Origin of the sequence: Kineococcus mangrovi (genome assembly GCF_041320705.1) — a bacterium.
Classification (GTDB): Bacteria; Actinomycetota; Actinomycetes; order Actinomycetales; family Kineococcaceae; genus Kineococcus; species Kineococcus mangrovi.
Map to the genome: position 1 here is coordinate 177,825 of NZ_JBGGTQ010000007.1, position 18,150 is coordinate 195,974.

14 protein-coding genes are annotated in these 18,150 nt (G+C 75.5%); 7 read left to right on the forward strand and 7 right to left on the reverse strand.

The features are described from left to right. Positions 1-179: 179 nt before the first annotated feature. Positions 180-2,420, reverse strand: a complete 2,241-nt coding sequence (locus tag AB2L28_RS15840; RefSeq protein ID WP_370719945.1) for a putative bifunctional diguanylate cyclase/phosphodiesterase — start codon at positions 2,418-2,420, stop codon at positions 180-182. Positions 2,421-2,431: 11 nt separating this feature from the next. Further along, positions 2,432-3,613, reverse strand: a complete 1,182-nt coding sequence (locus AB2L28_RS15845; RefSeq protein ID WP_370719946.1) for an FIST signal transduction protein — start codon at positions 3,611-3,613, stop codon at positions 2,432-2,434. A 350-nt stretch (positions 3,614-3,963) separates the two neighbouring features. Here AB2L28_RS15845 and fliS point away from each other — a divergent pair, with 350 nt between their 5' ends. Both fliS and AB2L28_RS15855 read left to right on the forward strand, forming a co-directional pair. After that, positions 3,964-4,380, forward strand: a complete 417-nt coding sequence (fliS, locus tag AB2L28_RS15850) for a flagellar export chaperone FliS (protein WP_370719947.1) — start codon at positions 3,964-3,966, stop codon at positions 4,378-4,380. Further along, positions 4,377-4,739 (forward strand): hypothetical protein, encoded by a 363-nt coding sequence (locus tag AB2L28_RS15855; protein WP_370719948.1) that lies wholly within the window; start codon positions 4,377-4,379, stop codon positions 4,737-4,739. Before fliS ends, AB2L28_RS15855 begins: the two co-directional genes overlap by 4 nt. Positions 4,740-5,145: 406 nt before the next feature. Here AB2L28_RS15855 and AB2L28_RS15860 read toward each other — a convergent pair whose 3' ends face one another. Further along, positions 5,146-7,269, reverse strand: a complete 2,124-nt coding sequence (locus tag AB2L28_RS15860) for an EAL domain-containing protein (protein ID WP_370719949.1) — start codon at positions 7,267-7,269, stop codon at positions 5,146-5,148. Positions 7,270-7,451: 182 nt separating this feature from the next. Between AB2L28_RS15860 and AB2L28_RS15865 the strand changes: the two genes are divergently transcribed. From AB2L28_RS15865 to AB2L28_RS15880, 4 genes are all read left to right on the forward strand, one after another. Beyond that, positions 7,452-8,000 (forward strand): glycosyltransferase family protein, encoded by a 549-nt coding sequence (locus tag AB2L28_RS15865; protein WP_370719950.1) that lies wholly within the window; start codon positions 7,452-7,454, stop codon positions 7,998-8,000. Between the two features lie 88 nt (positions 8,001-8,088). Then, the gene (locus AB2L28_RS15870; protein ID WP_370719951.1) at positions 8,089-8,988 is read left to right on the forward strand and encodes a Fic family protein; all 900 of its coding nucleotides are present in this window, start codon (positions 8,089-8,091) and stop codon (positions 8,986-8,988) included. 58 nt (positions 8,989-9,046) lie between these two features. After that, entirely contained in the window at positions 9,047-9,613 is a 567-nt protein-coding gene (locus AB2L28_RS15875; protein ID WP_370719952.1) for a Uma2 family endonuclease, read from the forward strand. A gap of 12 nt (positions 9,614-9,625) precedes the next feature. Continuing rightward, positions 9,626-10,183, forward strand: a complete 558-nt coding sequence (locus AB2L28_RS15880) for a Uma2 family endonuclease (protein WP_370719953.1) — start codon at positions 9,626-9,628, stop codon at positions 10,181-10,183. A 4-nt stretch (positions 10,184-10,187) separates the two neighbouring features. Here AB2L28_RS15880 and AB2L28_RS15885 read toward each other — a convergent pair whose 3' ends face one another. The 4 genes from AB2L28_RS15885 to AB2L28_RS15900 are packed head-to-tail and all read right to left on the reverse strand — an operon-like array spanning position 10,188 to position 17,617. Further along, the gene (locus AB2L28_RS15885) at positions 10,188-10,880 is read right to left on the reverse strand and encodes a M15 family metallopeptidase (RefSeq protein ID WP_370719954.1); all 693 of its coding nucleotides are present in this window, start codon (positions 10,878-10,880) and stop codon (positions 10,188-10,190) included. A 29-nt stretch (positions 10,881-10,909) separates the two neighbouring features. After that, positions 10,910-15,079, reverse strand: a complete 4,170-nt coding sequence (gene cydD, locus AB2L28_RS15890; protein ID WP_370719955.1) for a thiol reductant ABC exporter subunit CydD — start codon at positions 15,077-15,079, stop codon at positions 10,910-10,912. Continuing rightward, positions 15,076-16,137: a cytochrome d ubiquinol oxidase subunit II gene (gene cydB, locus AB2L28_RS15895; RefSeq protein WP_370719956.1), complete on the reverse strand. Its 1,062-nt coding sequence runs from the start codon at positions 16,135-16,137 to the stop codon at positions 15,076-15,078. Before cydB ends, cydD begins: the two co-directional genes overlap by 4 nt. Positions 16,138-16,156: 19 nt before the next feature. Next, positions 16,157-17,617, reverse strand: a complete 1,461-nt coding sequence (locus tag AB2L28_RS15900) for a cytochrome ubiquinol oxidase subunit I (RefSeq protein WP_370719957.1) — start codon at positions 17,615-17,617, stop codon at positions 16,157-16,159. A gap of 107 nt (positions 17,618-17,724) precedes the next feature. Here AB2L28_RS15900 and AB2L28_RS15905 point away from each other — a divergent pair, with 107 nt between their 5' ends. Then, positions 17,725-18,114, forward strand: a complete 390-nt coding sequence (locus AB2L28_RS15905; protein ID WP_370719958.1) for a BlaI/MecI/CopY family transcriptional regulator — start codon at positions 17,725-17,727, stop codon at positions 18,112-18,114. Positions 18,115-18,150: the final 36 nt, after the last annotated feature.

Sequence of the window (18,150 nt, forward strand, 5' to 3'; positions counted from 1 at the left end):
TTCCTCGACGTCGAGGTCGTGCTCCCTGCCGACCTCGTGCACGTCCCCGCCGGCAGGAGTGCCCGGTGCGGGTGCGCCCCCGGGGCCCGTCACCGGGTCCGCACCACCGGGCGGGCCCGCCGGGCTGCGAGGTCGCCCTCACCCCGCCCACCCCGCCCGCCCCGTCGCGGACGCGGTGCTCAGGCTGTGGGGACGGGGTGGTGGGCGTGCTCGGCCCACCACGCGGCGAACGCCGCGGCGGGCAGGGGTCGTGCGAACAGGTACCCCTGGCCCACCGGACAGCCCATCTCGCGCAGCGCATCGGCCTCGGCGGCCGTCTCGACGCCCTCGGCGACGGCCCGCAGGTTCAGCGCTGCCGCCAGGTCGACGATGGTGCGCACCAGGGAGGTGTCCTGCCCCTGCCCCAGCGCGGAGACGAACGACCGGTCGATCTTGAGCACGTCGACGGGGAGCCGGCGCAGGTAGGACAGCGAGGAGTACCCGGTCCCGAAGTCGTCGACGGCCACCTCGACCCCGAGCCCGCGCAACGCCTGCAGCACCTCCACCGCCGTCGCCCCCTCGCTGACCAGCACCGTCTCGGTGACCTCGACCGTCAGCGCCGTCCCGTGCAGACCGGCCGCGTCCAGCGCCTCGAGCACCTCGGTGACGAGCTGGGGGCGCAGCTGGGCGGCCGACAGGTTCACCGCAGCTCGCACGTGCAGACCCTCCCGCCGCCACTGGCCGAGCTGGTCGCACACGTCGCGCAGGACCCGTTCGCCCAGCGCGCAGACCAGACCGCTGTCCTCGGCGACGGGGATGAACTCGGCCGGGGACAGCAGCCCGTGCCGCGGGTGCTGCCAACGCACCAGCGCCTCGCAGCCGATCGCGGCACCGTCGTGCAGGGCGACGGTGGGCTGGTAGTGCACGACGAGCTGGCCGGAGTCGATCCCCTGGGCCAGGTCGCCCTCCAGCTCCAGCCGTTGCGCCCGGCGCGACTGCATGGCGGCCTCGAAGACGGCGACCCCGGTACCGCGCGAGCCCACCGGGACGGCCTTGACGGCGTACATCGCGGTGTCGGCGTCGCGGACGAGGGTCTGAGCGCTCGTACCCTCCCGCCCCAGCACGGCCACCCCGATGCTGGCCGCGACCTGCAGGGTGTGGCCGTGGTGCTCGACGGGTTCGCGCAACCGCTCCGCCAGCCGCCGGGCGACCGCGCGGGCCTGGTCCACGTCGCTGGTGTGCAGCACGACGGCGAACTCGTCACCGCCGAGGCGGGCGGCGGTGTCCTGCTCGCGCAGACCGTCACGCAGCCGGGCGGCGGTGGCCTGCAGCACGGCGTCACCCGCCGCGTGCCCGTACCGGTCGTTGATCGGTTTGAACCCGTCCAGGTCCAGGTAGAGCAGCGCCAGGTCGCCGTCGTCCGCCCCGGCCACCGCGGCGTCCAGCCGGTCCAGGAACAGCGCTCGGTTGGGCAGCCGGGTCAGCTGGTCGTAGAACGCCTCGCGCAGCGACGTCGCGGTGTAGGAGTCGTTCAACGCGGTGCTGGCGTGCTCGGTGAAGGCGGTCAACAGCTGCTCGCGCCCGTGCGCCCGGTCGTCGGTGTCGAGCAGCACCAAGGCTCCGACCACGCGGTCGTGGGCCCGCACCGGCGCCGCCCGCCAGGAGCACTCCCCGGTACCGGTGCGGTGACGACCGGCCACCTCGCCGGTGGCGACCACGGCCTGCCGACCGTGGTCGACGGCCTCGGGGCAGTCGTGCGCACCGACCCGTGAGCGGCGGGCGCCGACCTGCAGCTGGTCGGGGTGCAGCGGGTCCTCCAGGACCACCACGACCTCGTCGCCCCCGAGGACCTGCAGGGCACCCTGGCCCAGCAGGTCCAGCACTTCCTCCAGGGGCAACCGGTGGGAGATGGCGCGCTGCAGGTCCAGGACGGTGTTGAGCAGCACCTCACGATCACGCAGGGTGGCGAGCAGCTCTTCGCGCTCGGCGGCGAGGCGGTCGCTGCGGCGACGCTGGGCGCGTTCGTCCTCCAGGGCGCGCGCCGAGACCAGGGCCTGGCCCAGCAGCCTCCCCATCCCCACCAGGAGCAGCCGCTCGGTGGCCTCGAAGGGTTCCTCGACCCGGGCCACGATCAAGCGGGTGCGTCCACCACCGTCGTGCGGAACCGCAGCGGCGGTGACGAAGACCGTGCCCAGGGCGGGCAGCTCGGTCCCCTCGGGCAGGTCCACCGCGGCCAGGGCACGCGCGAGCAGGTCGGTGTCCGTCTCGCGCAGGCCGACCCCGGCCAGGACCCGATCGTCCTCGACCACGGCGGCGATCTCGGCGTCCAGGGCCTCCCCGGTCCACCGGGCCGCCCGCAGGGCGCGCTGGCGCTGGTCGGGGGCGTCGGCCAGGACCGTCAGCATCTCGACGAGCTGCAGGTTGAGCGTGCCGGTGTCCACGGTGCGGCGGCCTAGAGGGCGAGCGCGACGACGGTCTGGTTGTGGCAACCGGCCGAGCCGCGAACACGTGCGATCTCGCCCGCGCTGTAGGCCAGCACGACGTTCTGGGAGGCGCTGGCGGTGCGCGCGGCGGCCTTCTCCGCCAGGTGGCCGGTGCCGCCGAGCAGGGCCTCCCGTGCCAGGCAGCTGAACAGGATGACCCCGCCGGCGGGGAGGTCCAACGCGCCCACGGCCTCGTCGCAGGCCGCGCGGGCACCGGCGATCATGTCGTCCTCCGTGCCGCTCAGCAGGTGCACCAGGCTGCCCTGCGGGACGGCCGAGACGAACTCCAGGGCGCCCTGGTCGGGGTGCACCGCGATCACCGTGCGGGCCTCGTCCCGGCGGCGTCGGGCCAGGCCCAGCGGGTGCGAACTCGCCAGTCGGCCCCAGCCGTCGCCGTCCAGCCCGTCGGCGACCTCGACGCCGGCCGCCACGAGGTGTTCCCGGTAGACGTCCAGCGCCCCCCGGCCGTCGAGCCCCCGCACCAGCAGGCCGTCGGACTCGGTGACCACCATGCCCTGCCCGGTCCGGTGGTAGCCGTGCGCGGTACCGATCCCCAGGGGGCGGTCGCTGCCCAGGGCCAACCCGACCAGCCCGTTCTCCACGACTTCCCGGCCCAGGAACTGCCAGGAGCGACGCTGCACCAGATCACCGGTCGAGCCGCCGCCGGCGAGCGGGACCGTGGGGCCGAGGTGCTCGTAGGCGGCCCGCACGACCTCCTGGTGGTCACCGGTCGTCCCCGCCGGCAGGAGCACCACGACCCGGTGCGCGTCGGACAGCCCGTCGGCAGCCGCGGCCACCTCCGCGCCGCGCGCGGTGGGATCCTGGTGGCTGCTGAGCATCCCTCGCGCGGACAGGCCCTGACCGCCGAGGGCGGTGATGACGACGTCCGAGGGCAGGCTGTCGTCACGGGCGTAGACCGTCTGGGAGCTGGAGCCGACGACCACGGCGGCACCGGCCAGCTCCGTGACGGTCCGGGCCACCACCGCGAGGTCCAGGGTCCAACGCGCCAGCACGACGATCGCGCTGGCCGACCGGCCGGCCAGCGCCTGTGTCGTGGCCCGCCGCACCGCGTCGGTGACGGCGTCCTCGTCCTGCCGGGAGCGCTCGGCCATCCTGGCCGACCCGACACCCACCCACCTCTCGCTGTTCACGGGGGGGACATCGACCCGCCCGGTCTTCGAGTTGAGGAACGGAACCCGCCATCGCCCGGTCGGCGGACGCGCCGGGCCGCGCTCGTCCGGCCCACCCCCGGGACGTCGAGGAGAGCGGATCCACCGGCCCGGGTCCACGGTGCCGCCAGAGCGGTGGAGCGTGCGAGACCGCCTGCACCGGTCGCTGAGGGGCCTCGCGCCGGGGAGCAGCACGCACGCGGCGGGTGCGCCGTCACCTCCTCGCGATGTCGCGCCAGGACCTGCTCTCGCGTCCGCGCCGACTCTCAGGAACGGGTCGCCGTTGCCGATGTACTGCACGACAAGCCGTCCACCCCACGGAGGACCTCCGCATGACCGCGATGACGTACGGCCGCCAGGCCAACCGCTACCTCGGTGACTCCCTGGCCACCGCGAGCCCCACCGCGCTGCTCGTGATGCTCTACGACCGTCTGCTGCTGGACCTGCGGCGCGCCGAGCAGGCCCAGCGCGAGCAGGACCGCGAAACCGCCCACGTCAACCTGGTCCACGCCCAGGCCATCGTCCAGGAGCTCCAGGCCAGCTTGAAGGTCGACGCCTGGGAGGGCGGTACCGGACTCATGGCCCTCTACACCTGGGTGCTGTCCGAACTCACCGCCGCCAACGTCGACTGCGACGCCGAGCGCACGGCTCGTTGCCGTGTCGAGACCGTCGAACCGCTGGCCGAGGCCTGGCGCGAAGCCGCTCTCGTCCACCTGAGCGGTCAAGCCGGGCAGCCGGGCTCGGCGTGAGCGAGAACCCCGGGGCCCGTGTCGAACCGGTCTGCGCGGCGACGTGGGTGGCGTCCTGGTCGGACGCCTTGCGCACGGTCGAGCTGGACGTCGACCGCGCCGAGGAGCTCATCCGGCGGATGCACCGGGACCCGGGGTTCACCCCAGAACCCCCTGGAGCCGACGAGTGGGTCAGCCCCGACCTGGAGGGCCCGGTCCCCGAGCAGTTCGCCGCCCGGGCGCGCCGGCTGCTGCAGCGCCAGATCGAGGTCAGCGCCCAGCTCGGCGAGGCGATGGGCCAGGCCCGCTCGCAGCGCAGCGCCCTGGAGAAGCTGGAGCAGGCCGAGCGGCGACCGGTGTTCCTGGACACCGCGGTCTGAACCCGCGCTGCGCACCGCCCGGTGCTCCCGCGGGCTGCTCCCCGGTGCCGTCCCACCGGCCACGACGGCCGGTGACCGCTGACCGGTGATCGCTGGCCGCGGCACCTGCGAGGGTTTCGCCGACGACGACGTCGTGCCCGGGACCGGGCCGGGGTACGCAGTGCCCACCCGGTTGCGGGCGCCGTCCGTCGCGGGGAGCCGGGGCCGACGACCTCGCCACTGCGCACCCCCGTCGTCCCACGGGCCCGACCGCGCGCCGGTCGTCCGCGCCCGTGACGCGGAGGCCGACGGCGCACCCGCGCACGAGCCCGGCGCGGTCCTGCTCCGCACGAACCCCGGGCCGTTCCGGGGCTCCGGAGACCACCGATCACCTGGCCACCTCGTCCGCACGCTCCGCCCTGCGACCTCAGGCCGCCGCGACCCGCAGCGGCGCGGGCCGCGCCAGGTGGTACCCCTGCCCCAACCCCACCCCGAGCTCGCGCAGCACCGAGAGCTCGGCCGCGGTCTCGATCCCCTCGGCGACGATCCGGGCGCCGGTCGCCTGCGCGAACGTCACCAGCCCCGCGGCCAGGGCCCGGCGGGAGGGGTCGGCGTCGATGCCGCGCACGAGGGAGATGTCGAGCTTGATGAAGTCCGGCAGCACCGCCAGCACGTGCGACAGCGAGGCGTACCCGGCGCCGGTGTCGTCCACCGCCACCCGCAGGCCGGCGCGGCGCAGCGGTTCCAGCGTCCGCAGCAACGTCGCGTAGTCCGCGACGGCGGAGTGCTCGGTGACCTCGACCACGATGCGTTCGGGCGGCACCGTCTCCAGCCGGCGCAGGAACGCCGGGGTCGTGATGGTCGCGGGGGAGACGTTGAGGGCCAGGAAACCCGGCAGGTGCGGCAGGCCCCGCAGCGCGTTGTCCAGGGCCGCCAGCTCGAGGTCCTGCCCGGCGCCGACCTGCGCGGCGTCGGCGAACCAGCGGTCCGGCGTCGGCGTCCCGGCCGGGAAGCGGCTGAGCGCCTCGGCACCGACGGCGGCGCCGGAGACCAGGTCGACGACGGGCTGGTAGACGACGTCCGGGCCGCCCGCGGCGGTCAGGTCGGCGAGCCGGGCCAGCTGCACCCGCCGCAGCCGCCGCGCGCCGTCCTCCTCCTCGATGAGCTCCATGACGGCACCGGCCACGGCGTCCAGCACGTCGGCGTCCCGGGGTCGCAGGTCCGGGTCGGACTCGCGCGACAGGGCGCACAACGTCCCGTACAGCGATCCGTCGCGCCGGCGCAGCGGCACCCCCACGTAGGTGTTCAGACCCTGGCGGTGGGCGGTGGACGTGGCGTGCGCCACGGACAGGTCGGGCACGACGTACGGCGCACCGGTGGCCAGGACCCGGTCGCACAGGCCGTTGCCCAGCGGTGCGGGCATGCCCGGGGCGATGGGGACGACCTCGGGGCAGGCCACGTTGCGGATGACGCGGCGCTCGCCCTCGACCGTGGTGATGAAGGCGATGTCGGCGCCGAGCTGGCGCCGGGCGAGGTCGAGCAGGGCGTCCAGGACGCCGCCACCGACGGCCCGGGTCGTCAGGGCCGGGCCGGGCCGGGCGGTCGTGGGGGCGTCGGCGGCCAGGCGGTCCTCGGCGTCCGACCAGGCCGCGAACAGCGTCGTGGTGTGCGACCGGGTGGCCCGGCCGGTGCGCACGGCCACCCCCTCGGCGGCCAGCGCGGTGCGCAACCGGTCGGTGAGCGCCGCGGCCCCGTCCTCGCCCGTCCCGGGCAGCAGCAGGCCGAACCGGTCCGGACCGGTGCGGGCCAGCAGGTCACCCTCGCGCAGCCGGGCCCCGACGGCGGTGGCCGCGCGGTGCAGCAGGGCGTCGCCGGCGGGCGTCCCCAGGTCGGCGTTGGCCCGTTCCAGTCCCAGCACCTGCAGCAGGACCACGGAGACGGGCACGGCGTGCCGGGCGGCGTGCGCCTCCTCCTGCGCCAGCCCCTCCTGCCAGGACTGCGCCGTCGCCACGCCGGTGACCTCGTCCGCCCGCCCGGCCAGGTCCGCGCGGGCGGCCGCGCGGGTGCGGTCGGCCAGCTCCAGCTCGGCGGCCAGCAGGGCGCCGAGCAGGTCGCCCTGGACGCGGATGCTGTCCAGCAGGTCCGGCAGCTGCGCCCCGTCCCCGGCCCCCACCCCGCACAACGTGGCCAGCACCCGGCCGTCGGGGGCGGTCAGCGGGACGGAGACGACGGAGACGCCGTCGACGGGGGCGCCGGTTCGCGCGCCGGCGCGGGCGGCCAGGGAGTCCGGCCACCGCGGCAGGCCCGGGGCCACCGGGTGCGCGCCCTGTTCCACGACGCGGCGGCAGTGCGTGTCCGCCCACGGCAGCGCGTCGCCCGCCGCCAGGCCCAGGACGGGGTCGACGACGGCGAGCAGCACCTGGTCGGGACCTTCGGTGCGCCCGATCCACCAGCTGTCGAGCCCGGCGCGCTCGGACAGGTCGCGCAGGGCGCGGTGCGCGACGGCGAAGAAGTCGACCGCGGGGCCGGGAGCGGGACGGGGCACGTGCATCGAGATCGGGTCTCCTGTGGCGATGCTTGAGAGTTGATCCACCGCGTGGACGAACGATGCCGCGATGTCAACGCTGCGTAAAAGGATTGTGACGGACGAAACACCGCGGGGGTGTGGGCCGATGGTGGGGGAGAGCGTGGACGAACGCTCGCACGAGACCGCTGAGAACCCAGGAGACCCCCATGGCCACGACCCGCACCACGCTCGCCGCGTGCCTCGTGCTCCAGGGCACCGCCGACACCGCCGCCCTGGCCCCCGCGCTCGAGCAGGACCTGCGCGGCCTGGTCGACGTGGCCGACGAGGTCGTCGTCTACGACACGGCCGACCACATCGCCCCCGGCAGCGCGGCCTTCGCGGCGACCCTGCACCCGGCCGTCACCGTGGTCTCCGGGTTCTGGGCCGAGGACCGCGAGCGTGCCCAGGAGGCCGCGCTCGCCCACGTCGACGCCGACTGGGCGCTGTGCGTCCTGGCCGGGGAGCGCGTCACGGCCGCCACCGGGCAGCTGCGCGAGCTGCTGGAGCGCGCCACCGACGTCCCGGCCCTGTCGGTGCGGGTGGACGACGTCGTGCGCGGCACGCACCGCTCGGCGCGGTTGCTGCGCAAGTCCGTCCCCGGCGCCTCCCGGCACGCGGAGGTGCCCGAGGTGCCGAGCGCGGTGCTGACCGTGCGGCAGCCGATCGCCACGACGGCGAACCTGCCGCGCCAGCGCGGGGTGTTCGACCGGGTCTGAACCAGTCGGGCGCACGGGCCGCGACGCTCGGGTCTGCGTCCGGGACCGGAGCAACGGAAAACCCGGTACCCGTCGCTGACGTGGGTGCGTGGCGACGGACGGCTGGGTGGCGATCGGCCACGAGGACCGCCCCTGGACGTCGCGGGTCCCGGCGGACCTCGTCTCGCGCCGGGTCCGTGAGTCCCACGCGGGGGGCTACCGCGCCGCCGTCCTGCCGCCGATCACCGACCTCGAACCGGTGCTGCCGCTGGCGCTGCTGGTGCACGCCGAGCGCGCGGCAGGACTGATCGCCCGCTTCGACGCGGAGAGCGAGGGGACCCCCGTGCCGTCCTCGGCGCTGCTGCGGTCGGAGTCCGCGTCCAGTTCGCAGGTCGAGAACACCACCTCCGGTGCCCGGGCCCTGGCCGTGGCGGCCATCGACGCCCAGGAGGCGCCGCGCGACGCGGGCCTGGTGCTGGGGAACGTGCGGGCGACGGAGCGGGCGATGCACCACGACCTGCTCGCCGAGTCCGCCCCCGACCGCGCCGGCCGGTGGCGTCAGGAGCAGGTCTGGATCGGGGGCAGCGGGTACGGACCGCACCAGGCCGAGTTCGTCCCCCCGCACCACGAGGCGGTCCCGGCCGCGCTCGAGGACCTGGTGGCCTTCGCCGCCCGCCGGGACGTCCCGGTCCTGGTCCACGCCGCGCTCGTCCACGCCCAGTTCGAGACCGCGCACCCCTTCGTCGACGGCAACGGCCGCACCGGCCGGGCCCTCGTCCACGTCCTGCTCCGCCGGCGCGGTCTCGTGCGGCACACCGTCGTCCCGGTCTCGGCCGGGCTGCTGCGCGAGGCGGACCGGTACGTCGACGCGGCCAAGGCGCTGGCCACGCTCACCGACGCCGGGTCGTCGTGGAGTTTCTCCGGCCGCCGCCGGGGCCGTCGCTGGCAGGCGCCGGAGGTCATCAGCGCCCTCGACGAGTTCGCCCGCCGCGCGGGACGGCGCAGCTGACCCTCTCGTGTACCGGGGCCGCACGGCTAGGCTGGCCCCGACCCGGAGGAGGTGTCCCGTGACCGAGCAGCCGACCACGCTGTCCACCGTGGGGCGGTCCCTCACCTGGGAGGAGTACCAGAGCCTTCCGCAGGACCCGCGTGCGGAGTACATCGACGGGCGTCTCGTCGTGAGCCCGAGCCCCAGCGAGCAGCACCAGTTCATCGCCCTCGAGCTGGCATGGCTGATGAAGGGAGTCCTGCCGGTGACGCACCGGGTGAACACCGCATGGGCGTGGAAGCCGGGGCGGGACGAGTTCATCCCCGACGTCGTGGTCTACGACCTCGCCACCGCGAGCGCCGGCACCGGTGCCCGCTTCACGGGAACCCCGGAGCTGGTGGTGGAGATCTTGTCCTCCAACCGCGGCGACGACCTCGTCTGGAAGAGCGCGAAGTACGCCGCCGCCGGGCTGCCCCGGTACTGGATCGTCGACCCCCGCGACGAGCGGGTCACCGCCTACGCCCTCCTCGACGGGATCCTCACCCCGACCGCCGTGCTGGGTCGCGGCGAGGGCGCCGACCTCGACGTCGGTGTGGCGACGGTCCACGTCGACGTGGACACCCTGCTGGGCCCATCTGAGGCCTGAGGAGCTGGGCGCGTGGTGGAGGGGCCCGTCGAACCGCACGTCAGCGTGGGACCGAGGGTGACCTGGGAGCAGTTCGAGCAGCTTCCGGAGGACCCGCGTGCCGAGTACATCGACGGTCAGCTCATCGTGACCCCGAGTCCCACCGAGCAGCACCAGTACATCGCCTTCGAACTGGGGGTGGCCATCCGCTCCGTCGCGCCGCCCACCCACCGCGTCGTGCTGGGGTGGAGCTGGAAGCCCGGTGCGGATGAGTTCATCCCGGACCTCATGGTCTGCGACAAGGCCACCATCGCCGCCGGTGGTCAGGCCCGCTTCACCGGCACTCCAGCGCTCGCGGTCGAAGTCCTGTCCTCCAATCGTGGCGACGACCTCATCCGGAAGATGGCCAAGTACGCCGAGGCCGGCCTGCCGCACTACTGGATCGTCGACCCGCGCGCGCAGACGCTGACGACGTACGCGATCGTCGAGGGGTTGTACGCCCCGACCGCCGTCCACGGCCGCGGCGCCGTGGCCGACCTGGACCTGGGCGTGGCGACGGTCCGCGTGGACGTGGCGGAACTGCTCGGCTGAGACGTCAGTCCCCCGAGACGGAGAAGTGCTGGTAGTCCTTCAGGCTCGACCAGTCCCCGCCCCAGGAGAACCCCTGGTCGGCGAACGCCTGCACGACGGGGTCGCCGGCCAGGACGACGCCGCGGCCGGGGTGGCGCTGGACGAACGCGCGGCCCGCGGCGGGCAGGACGGTCGTGCCCTTGACGTAGGGGTTCTCGATCGGGTTCAGGTCGATCGCGGTGCCGTAGGAGTGCTCGGAGAAACCGCCCCCGCCCGTCGTGGCGCGGCAGTTGAACGCCGAGGTGTTGTCGGCGGCCATCGAGGCGTCGTCGGAGCCGCCGAACGCCTCGACGGGTTCCATCCGCGCGATCGGGAACCGCTGGGCGTACAGCCGGTCGAACACCGCGACCACGGCGTCGGCGACGTCGGCGTGCACGACCAGCCGGCCCGTCGAGGGTGCTCCGGCGAAGTCGACGAAGGAGACCGTGACCGTGCGCAGCCGCTCGGGTGGGACGGGGCACCCGGGGCGCCAGGAGGCGGACAGTTCCGCGGCCGTCACGGGCGCGACGGTCGAGGTGAACGCGGGGACCGGCGGGGTCCGCACCGCGCGCGGCTGCCGGGTGACCTCGGCCGCGCCCGCGGTGAGGGGGACGGCGCACCCGCTGAGCAGCGGGACGAACGCGACGGTGACGGCGAGAGCGGTGCGGAGGCGGCCCATCACCGCACGTTACAACTCCGGCGGGGGATTCAGGCGGACCGCACCCGCGGCGCGGCCGGGGCCGGCACGTCCACCCGGCGGGTCTGCCGGCTGATCCCCGCCACGACCGCCAGGAACAGCGCCGGGCCGGTCATCTCGCAGGCCTCCTCGACCGCCTGCATCGTCCCCAGCAGCAAGCCCTGCTCGTCGAACCCCATGTCCGACAACGCGTTCGCGACCATCTCCAGGCCCACCGAACCCCCCACGTACAGGGCGCCGGCCAGCAGGACGAGGGCGGCGGTGCGCCGGGGCAGGGCCAGCAGGAACCGCACGTAGAACAGCGCCACGAGGAGCACCGCGGGCAGGGCGGCGGCGACCCAGGCGTACTTGAACACCCCCGAGTCCCCGACGACGGCCGTCATGGGCTCGACCAGTTTCTCGTGCAGGGCGACCAGCTCGTCCAGCGACAGGTAGCAGAACCCCGCACCCAGGACCATCCAGTGCCACCGCCACCGGCGGCCCTCGACGTACGCACGACGGCCGACCTCGAACGTCACCAGGCCGGTGACGGTGAGCAGGACGGCGGAGAACCAGGACGGCAGGTTCGTCTCGGCGTTGACGTCGAAGAACTTGCGGGCCGAGACGACGACGCCGGCGTCCACGCCGAACCCCACCGTCAGCAGCAGGAACGCGTAACTGATCCCGGACAGGGCGACGATGACACCCAGCAGGACGAGGAGCAGCTGGCGTGGTCGGACGGTGACTTCGAGCATGGCGAGGACCCCCGGTCGAGCCCGGTGCCGCGGGCTCGGGCGGTGGGCGGGGTCACAGGTTAACCACGGATGAACCGGTGGTGAACCCGATCTCCTGAGCTGAACGGGTGACTCCGGGGCTCGGCACCAGTTTCCCCCGCTCAGGTCCAGCACCCGGTCGGCCCGGTCCACCCCCTCCTCCCGGTGGGCCAGCAGCAGCACCGCGCACCCCGACCGGGCCCCGAGCAGGTCGGTCACGAGCCGGCGTCCGGTCTCCTCGTCCAGTCCCTCGGAGGGTTCGTCGAGCACCAGGACCCGCACGTCGGCCAGCAGGGCCCGGGCCATGGCCAGGCGCCGCCGCTCCCCGCCGGACAGGGGCGCTCCGCCGTCGCCGACGTGGGTGTCCAGGCCGCGGGGCAGGGCGCGCAACCACTCGCCCAGGCGCACCCGGGCCAGCACGGCCAGCAGGTCCTCGTCGCCGGCCCCGGGGGCGGCCAGCAGCAGGTTCTGCCGCACCGAGGTCGCGAAGACGTGCTCGTCGTCACCGACCCGGCCCACGACCGACCGCACGTCGTCACCGGCGAGGTCGCGCACGTCGACGCCCTCCAGCAGCACGTCCCCGGCGACCGGGTCCAGGAAGCGTTGCAGGACCGCGGCGAGGGTCGACTTGCCCGATCCCGACGGCCCGCGGACGGCGACGACCTCCCCGGTGCGCAGGTCCAGGTCCACCCCGTCCAGGCACGGGGTCGCGTTCGTGCGGTCCCAGTCGGCCCGCAGCCCCCGCACGCGCAGGACCGTGGCCCGCGGAGCCGTCACCGGGGCCGGCAGCGGACGCGGGTCGGCGGGTTCGGCGGCGGGGACGGGGGTGGCGAGCAGGGCCGCCTCCCGCTCCCGCGCCCGCCGCGCGCGGACCGCGGCGCGAGCCGCGTCGGGCAGGGCGCGGGTCGCGTCCAGCAGGACCACCCCGGCCAGCACCGCCGCCGCCAGCCACGCCGCGGGAGCCTCGGGGCCGTCGAGCCGCGTCGCCGCGAGCGCGGTGCCGAGGGCGACGAGGCCCGCCCCGGCAGCGGTCAGCCCGGCCGTCGCGGCGGCCGCCCGGGCCCGGCGCCGCTCGGCCGCGGTGAGCGCGGACTGCCGCTGCCGCAGCGTGTCCAGCGCGTGAGCGGCGGGCAGCGTCTGCAGGTCCTCGACGGCGTCGAGCACCTCGACCGTCGCCGCGCTGAGCGCCCCCGTGCCGGCGCGGTGCGCCTCCCCCCGGCGTTCGGCGACCGCGGCGAGCGCCGGGGCGGCGAGCACCGCGACGAGCAGGCCGGGCACCGCGGCCAGGACCAGCAGCGGGTGCACGGCGGTGAGCGCGGCCAGGGCCAGCAGCACCGCGACGACGGTCACGGTCGCGGGGTGCCTGGCCCGCAGCACCCCGTCCACCCGGGCGTCGACGTCGTCGGCGAGCTGGACGAGCAGCTCCCCGGAGCGGCCGGCCCGCTTGCGCGACAACGGGCCCGGCAGGCGGGGGACGAGGGCGGCGACGACGTCGGAACGCCACCGGGCGAGCCGGGCGAAGGCCAGGTCGTGGCTCAGCAGGCGTTCGGCGTAGGCGAGCAGGGGCCGGGCGGTGGCACTGGCGCGCACGACGACGGCCGCGACCGACAGCGTCAGCACCGGGGGCCGGTCGGCGGCGCTCACCAGCAGCCAGGTGGCGGCGGCGGTCAGCGTCAGACCCGCCAGGACCGCCGCGACACCCGTCGCGACCGCGAGGACCCCGGCCCACCGGCCGCGGCGGGCCGGCTGCGTCGCAAGCGCGCGGTCCGCCCCCGCCGGCCGCTGCGGGGCAGGGGCGGCCGCCTCGTCCGCGCGGTCCGCGACGACGGGCGGGGCGGGCCGGGTGAGCGTCGTCGTGCGGTCGGCGGCGGCCAGCAGGGCGGGGCGGTGCGCCACGACGAGGACGGCCAGGCCGTCCTCGTGCGCCAGGGCCCGCAGGGTCGCCACGACGGCGTCCTCGGCGGCGGGGTCGAGGTGGGCGGTCGGCTCGTCCAGCACGAGGACGCGGGCGCCCCGACGCGCCGACAGGACCGTGCGGGCCAGCGCCACGCGCTGGCGCTGCCCGGCCGAGAGCCCGCCCGCGTGCTCCCCGAGCGCGGTCGCGGGGTCCAGGTCGCCCGCCGCGGCGGCGGCCAGGGCGCGCCGCACGTCCTCCTCGGTGGCCTCGCGCCCGGCGCGCACGGCGTCGGCGACCGTGACGGCGTGGGCGAACTCCGGCCGCTGCGGCAGGTGCGCCACGACCGCCGGGTCGTGCTGGAGGGAACCGGTGTCCGGGACGAGCACCCCCGCGGCCACCCGCGCCACCGTGGTCTTCCCGGCGCCGCTGGGCCCGGCCAGGGCGTGCAGCTCCCCGGGGGCCACGTCGAGGTCGACCCCGTCGACGACGGCGGTGCCGTCCTCGCGCCGCACGCCCACCCCGCGCAGCCGCAGCCCGGCGGTACCGGGACCGGGGGTGCGCTGCGGCAGCGGCGCGGTCAGCACGGCGTCCACGTCGTCGACGACGGCGGTCGCCTCGGCGGTGTCGTGGAAGCGGGCCCCCACCTCCCGCAGCGGCCGGTACGCCTCCGGGGCCAGCAGGATCACCAGCACGGCGGTGCGCAGGTCCAGCGACCCGCCGGCCAGCCGCATCCCCGCGGTCACCGCCACCAGCCCGACCGACAGGGTCCCGACGAGGTCGAGGGCGGTGGAGGACAGGAACGCCACCCGCAGCACCGACAGCGTCGCGCGCCGGTGCGCGTCGGTGCTCACCGCGACGGCGGCCACCTGCCGCTGCGCCCGGCGGTGCGCGCGCAGCGTCGGCAGCCCGCGCACGGTGTCGAGGAAGTGCGCCGCCAGCGTCCGCTGCGTGCGCCACTGCCGGTCCGCGCGCGCCTGCGTCGCCTTGCCCAGCAGCACCGCGAACACCGGCACCAGCGGCAGGGTCAGCAGCACCGTCACCGCGGACTGGAGGTCGGTGAGGGCCAGCAGGACGAGCACGACCGGGGGGAGCAGCACCCCCGGCACGAGGGCGGGCAGGTAGCGGGTGAACCAGCCGTCCAGGGACGGCAGCCCCTGTGCCAGCAGCGCCGTCAGCCGTCCGCGGCCGAAGCGCTCGGCCCACGCCGGGCCCAGCCGCAGGGTCGCCTCCAGCACCCGCAGGCGCAGGTCGTCGCGCACGGCGCTCGCGGTGCGCTGGGCCAGGCGAGTGGCCGCCCACGAGGTGAGGACCCGGGCGAGGACGGCCGCCACCAGCAGCCGCAGGCCGGTGCCGGGGTCGGCGCGCTGCCACAGGGCCACCACGACGTCGGCGAGCGCCACGGCCTGCAGGACCAGGGCGCCGGCGCCGGCGGCCTCGACCAGGCCGGTGGCCGCGATCCCGGCCCGGGCGGGCCGGGCGTGCCGCAGCAGCCGGGGGTCGACCGGTCCGCGGGGCCGGGTGCTCGTGCTCACCGGGCGGGGCGGCCCGCCGGGGCCGGTCGCCGGGCGGCGGGGCGGACCGGGCCGCTGGTGACGCGGCGGCGGAAGACCCAGTACGACCAGGCCTGGTAGGCGATCACCCCGGGCAGGACGACCACGCCGGCGACGGTGATGAGGTGCAGCGCACCGGGGGAGGCCGCGGCCGCGCCGAGGGTCACGTCGCCGGAGGCGCCCAGGGTGCTGCGCAGCAGGACCCAGGCGCCGGTCCCCGCGCCGAGGTCGAGGTGGGCGGTGAACACCGCGACGACGCTACCGGCCACGGCCAGCGTCGTCGCCGCGAACGCCACGACCTCGGCGCGGCGCCAGGCGGCGACGGCGGCCAGCGCCAGCAGCGCGGCGGCGGCCGCGACGACGGCGTGCCCGGCGGCGATGAACAGGGCCAGGGCGATGACGAGCAGGGCCGGGGCGGTGGCCACGGTGAGCCGGCGCGCCCGCTGCCGCAGGACGCCGGTGGTGCGCAGGGCGAGGAACGTCGCCCCGTGCACGGTGGTCAGGAGCACCCCGGCGAACCCGCCGAGGACGGCCCACGGCGCGAGCAGCGGGTCCAGGGACCGTCCCAGGCCGCCGAGCCAGCCGCCGGTCTGGACCTCCCCGCCGGGGGACAGGGCCAGGCCGGAGACGAGGACGCCGAGGACGGCGCCCCAGGTGCCGGCCAGCAGCAGGGAGCTGAGGGCCAGGGCGGCGTCGCACCGGTCGCGCCAGCGGGCGGTGTCGTGCTTGCCGCGGAACTCGATGGCCACGCCGCGCACGGCGAGCAGGAGCAGCAGCGCGATCATCGGCAGGTACAGCCCGGACAGCAGGGCCGCGTACCAGTCGGGGAAGGCGGCGAAGGTGACGCCGATCGCGGCCACCAGCCACACCTCGTTGCCGTCCCAGACGGGGCCGACGGTGCGGACGGCGGCGCCGCGCTCGGCCTCGGTCCGGCCCAGCAGGGGCCCGAGGAACCCGACGCCGAAGTCGAAACCCTCCAGGACGAAGAACAGCACCCAGGCCAGGACGGCGATCCCGAACCACAGGACGGGCAGGTCCATCTCGTGTCCCCTCCGGACGTCAGTAGGTGGTGGCGAACCCGGCGTCGGACCCGGTGTCGGACCCGGCGTCGGCTTCGGTCGGGGCCGGCGGCGGCAGCTGCGGCAGCCCCTTGCGCACGAGGCGGAACGCGAGCTTGACCCAGACGACGGCCAGGGCGCCGTAGACGAGGGTGAACGCGGCCAGGGAGGCGGCGACCTCGGCGAAGGTCAGGCCGGGGGAGACGCCGTCGGCGGTCCTGAACAACCCGAACACGAGCCACGGCTGGCGGGCGGTCTCGGTGAAGATCCACCCGAAGGAGTTCGCGGCCAGGGGCAGCAGCGGCAGCAGGCCGACCGACCACAGCAGGCCCTGGGCCAGGCGGTGGTCCGGGCGCAGGACCCGGGACCTCCGGCTCACCCACAGGTGGGCGGCGGCGACGAGCACGGCGAACATGCCCACCCCGATCATGAGCCGGAAGCTCCAGAACGCCACGGGGATCCAGGGCACGTAGTCGCCGGGGCCGAACTGCGCGGCGTAGGCGTCCTGCAGGTCCTTCAGCCCGAGCACCTGCGCCGTGAACGACCCCTTGGCCAGGAAGGACAGGAACCCGGGGACCTCCAGGGAGAAGGTCGGCCGGTCGCTGCCCAGGGGGGCGTAGGAGAAGATCGAGAACGGCGCGCCGGTCGTCGTGCGGTAGAGCGCCTCGGCGGCGGCCATCTTCATGGGCTGCACCTGGGTGATGACCTTGCCCAGCACGTCGCCGCTGACCGCGACGAGCCCGCCGCCGGCCAGGGTGGCCCAGGCGCCGAAGCGCGACAGGGTGCGGAAGGCGGCGAACTCGGCGGTGTCCTCGCCGTACTGCCCGCGCAGCAGGTGCCAGACGCCGACGGCCATGACGAGGGCGCCGCCGGCCATGACGGCCCCGGCGTAGGTGTGCGGGAACGCGGCGAGGTTGACCTCGTTGAGCAGCAGTTCGCGGAAGCTGCCCAGGCGGGCCCGGCCGGTCTGCGCGTCGATCGTGTACGCGACGGGGTTCTGCATGAAGGAGTTCGCGGCGAGGATGACGAAGGCGCTGATGGCGGTGCCGACCGCGACGACCCAGATGGTCCCCAGGTGGACCAGGGCCGGCAGCCGGTCGCGGCCGAACCACCACAGCCCCAGGAAGGTGGCTTCGAGGAAGAAGGCGAGCATGCCCTCCACGGCGAGGGTGGGGCCGAAGACGTCGCCGTAGAAGCGGGCGAAGGAGCTCCAGGACAGGCCGAACTGGAACTCCTGGACCAGTCCGGTGACCACGCCGACGGCGAAGGTCGTCATGAGCAGCTTGCCGACGAGCAGGGACAGGCGCCCGTAGGTGTCGTCGCCCCCGCGTCGGGTCCGGCGCAGGTGCGCCGTCTGCAGCAGGGCGGTGAACAGCGCCAGGCTGATGGACAGCGGCACGAAGAGGTAGTGGTAGAGCGTCGTCACCGCGAACTGCAGCCGGGTGAGGTCCTCGATGGTCACGTCCTCCGCCTTCCTACGACATCCTGTCGTAATACGACCAACTGTAGTACTTGTGTCGGTAGTACGACGACTCGCGTTCGGCAGTGTGTTTGACGTAACATCAACCCGTGGCCCTGGGAGAACTCGAACGCGACGTCATGGACCGCCTGTGGGCGGCCGGGGAGCCGCTGACCGTGCGCGAGGTCCACGAGCAGCTCGCCGAGCACCGCAAGATCGCGTACACGACCGTCATGACCGTCCTGGACCGGCTCGCCAAGAAGCACGTCGTGCGCCAGGAGCGCGAGGGGCGGGCCTTCCGCTACACCCCCGTCGCCTCCCGCGAGCAGATGGTCGCCGAGCTCATGCTCGACGCCCTCGGCGGGGTCCCGACGGTCGACGACCGGCAGGCCGCGCTCGTCCACTTCATCGGCGGCGTCTCGCCCGCCGAGGCCGCCGCGCTGCGCGAGGCCCTGGACGCCGTGGCCCCCGACCGGGGGCCCGCGACCCCCTCGGCCTGAGTCGTGCCGACGTCCCGGCCCCGGACGCCGTAGGTT